Consider the following 2,537-nt stretch of genomic DNA (forward strand, 5'->3'; position numbering starts at 1 on the left):
GGTCGCCCCGGAGCGGTGCGCCCAGGCCTTCACCGTCGCCGCCACCGCGGCCGCCGCCGGGGTGCACGTGTCGCTCTGGCTGACCGGGGAGTCGACCTGGTTCGCGCTGCCCGGGCGGGCGCAGGAGTTCGAGCTGCCGCACTCGGCCCCGCTGGCCGAGCTGCTGCACGTGATCCTCACCACGGGCACGGTGACGGCCTGCACCCAGTGCGCCGCCCGGCGGGACATCGGGCCGGACGACGTGCTGCCCGGCGTCCGCATCGCCGGCGCCGCGGTCTTCGTCGAGGAGGCGATGGCCGAGGGCGCCCAGGCCCTGGTCTACTGACGGGCCACCCGCCGATACCGACCCGGCACGTCCGGCAAATGCCTACGATTCGGGTGTGACCGAGGCGACGGAGCGGTTCTTCGAATCACTGCCGGCGCGCGCCCCGAAGGTGCTGGTCAGTCCGGTCAGCGGGACCCTGCAGATCCACCTCACGCAGGACACCCGGACGGTGCACTGGCTGGCCCACCTGCGCCCGGGAGCGATCGAGGTGAGCCGCAACCGGGGGCCCGCCGACGCGATCTGGTACACCAGCGAGGAGCTTTTCGACAGGCTCGTCACCGGCCGGGCCCAGGCGATCTCGTCGGTGCTGCGCAACGAGAGCAGCTTCAGCGGCGACGTCGTGCTCTTCCTGCTGTTCCGGCGGTTCTTCCCCGACCCGCCCGGCGCCCGGGACCCCCGCGAGGCCGCCCGCGCGCAGCTCGGGCGGCTGCGGTGAAGGACCTGGTCAGCATTCTCGACGGCAACACCTTCCTGGTCAGCGACACGCGCGGCGACGTCGAGCCGTCCCTCGACTTCCCGACCGGGCTCTTCTCGTTCGACACCCGGCACCTCTCCACCTGGCTGCTGACCCTCGACGGCGAGCGGCTGCACGCCCTCTCGGTGGACACCGCGGAGTCCTTCCGCACCCGGTTCTTCCTCGTTCCCGGCGAGCCGACGCACTACCTGGACGCGAAGGTCTCGGTGATCCGGAGCCGAGCCATCGGCGGCAGCTTCGAGGAGGAGCTGACCCTGCTCAACCACTCCGGGGAGGAGGCGGAGTTCGTCGTCCGCCTCGACATGGCCGCCGACTTCGCGGACCTGTTCGAGATCAAGCACGTCCGGAGCAAGCAGGGCCACACCACCGCCACCGTCGGCGACAACGAGCTGCGGCTGGCCTACCGCCGCGAGGGGTTCCACCGGGAGACGGTCATCACCACCACCTCGCCCGCGCACGTCGAGGTCTCCGGCATGACCTACCGGATCCGGGTCGCCCCGCGCGGCGAGTGGACGACCCGGCTGCACGTGTCGACCGTCGTTTACGGCGCGCGCGGCGAGGACGTCCGGGCCAACCTGCCGCAGTACGGGGGCAGCCGCGACCCGGGCGCCATCCGCGCCGAGCAGGACGACCTGGTCGCCCGGGCACCGAAGCTCGGCTGCGACTGCCAGCCGCTGGCCGGGGCGTACCGGCAGAGCCTCAACGACCTGGCCGCGCTGCGCTACGAGTCGATCACCCTCGGCGTGCGCCTGGTGGCCGCCGGCCTGCCGTGGTTCATGACCCTGTTCGGCCGGGACAGCATCATCACCTCGCTCCAGCTGCTGCCCTTCCTGCCGGAGCTGATTTCGCCGACCATCATGATGCTGGCCGGCCTCCAGGGGCACCGGATCGACGACTTCCGCGACGAGGAGCCGGGCAAGATCCTGCACGAGCTGCGCTACGGCGAGACGGCGGGCTTCGAGGAGCAGCCCCACTCGCCGTACTACGGCTCGGCCGACTCGACGCCGCTGTTCGTCATCCTGCTCGACGAGTACGAGCGGTGGACCGGCGACGACAGGCTGGTGCGGGCTCTGGAGGCCCAGGCCCGGGCCGCCCTCGCCTGGATCGACACGTACGGCGACCTGCTCGGTACCGGCTACCTCTGGTACCAGACCCGCAACCCGGACACCGGCCTGGAGAACCAGTGCTGGAAGGACTCCTGGGACGCCATCTCGTACCGCGACGGCCGGCTGCCCGGCTTCCCGCGCGCCACCTGCGAACTCCAGGGCTACGCGTACGACGCGAAGGTACGCGGCGCCCGGATGGCCCGGACGATCTGGGGCGACCCCGCGTACGCCGACCGGCTGGAGCGGGAGGCGGCCGAGCTCAAGATGCGGTTCAATCGGGACTTCTGGATCCCGGAGCGGGAGTACTACGCGCTCGCCCTGGACGCCGACGGCCGGCAGGTGGACGCCCTGACCTCGAACATCGGGCACCTGCTGTGGAGCGGCATCGTGGACGAGTCTCGGGCCGGCCGGATCGCCGAGCACCTGTTGGGTCCCCGGCTCTACTCCGGCTGGGGCGTCCGTACGCTCGCCGACGACCAGGGGCGGTACAACCCCGTCGGCTACCACGTCGGGACGGTGTGGCCGTTCGACAACTCGACGACGGCGTCGGGATGGATGTCGGCGTCCGGGTGAATCCGGGGCTCTTGGTCGCCGAGAGCGTAGATGGGCATGGGTCACTCCTGCTTCTGGA

3 protein-coding genes are annotated in these 2,537 nt (G+C 71.4%); all 3 read left to right on the forward strand.

From position 1 onward, the window contains the following. A partial coding sequence (locus AB0B91_RS64950; RefSeq protein WP_358342982.1) for a DsrE family protein occupies positions 1-325 on the forward strand: 325 nt, incomplete at its 5' end. 55 nt (positions 326-380) lie between these two features. After that, positions 381-761, forward strand: a complete 381-nt coding sequence (locus AB0B91_RS64955; protein ID WP_088998182.1) for an SCP2 sterol-binding domain-containing protein — start codon at positions 381-383, stop codon at positions 759-761. Beyond that, positions 758-2,479, forward strand: a complete 1,722-nt coding sequence (locus AB0B91_RS64960) for a glycogen debranching N-terminal domain-containing protein (RefSeq protein WP_358342984.1) — start codon at positions 758-760, stop codon at positions 2,477-2,479. Before AB0B91_RS64955 ends, AB0B91_RS64960 begins: the two co-directional genes overlap by 4 nt. Positions 2,480-2,537: the final 58 nt, after the last annotated feature.

The sequence above is a fragment of the Nonomuraea sp. NPDC049141 genome (assembly GCF_040648415.1).
GTDB lineage: Bacteria > Actinomycetota > Actinomycetes > Streptosporangiales > Streptosporangiaceae > Nonomuraea.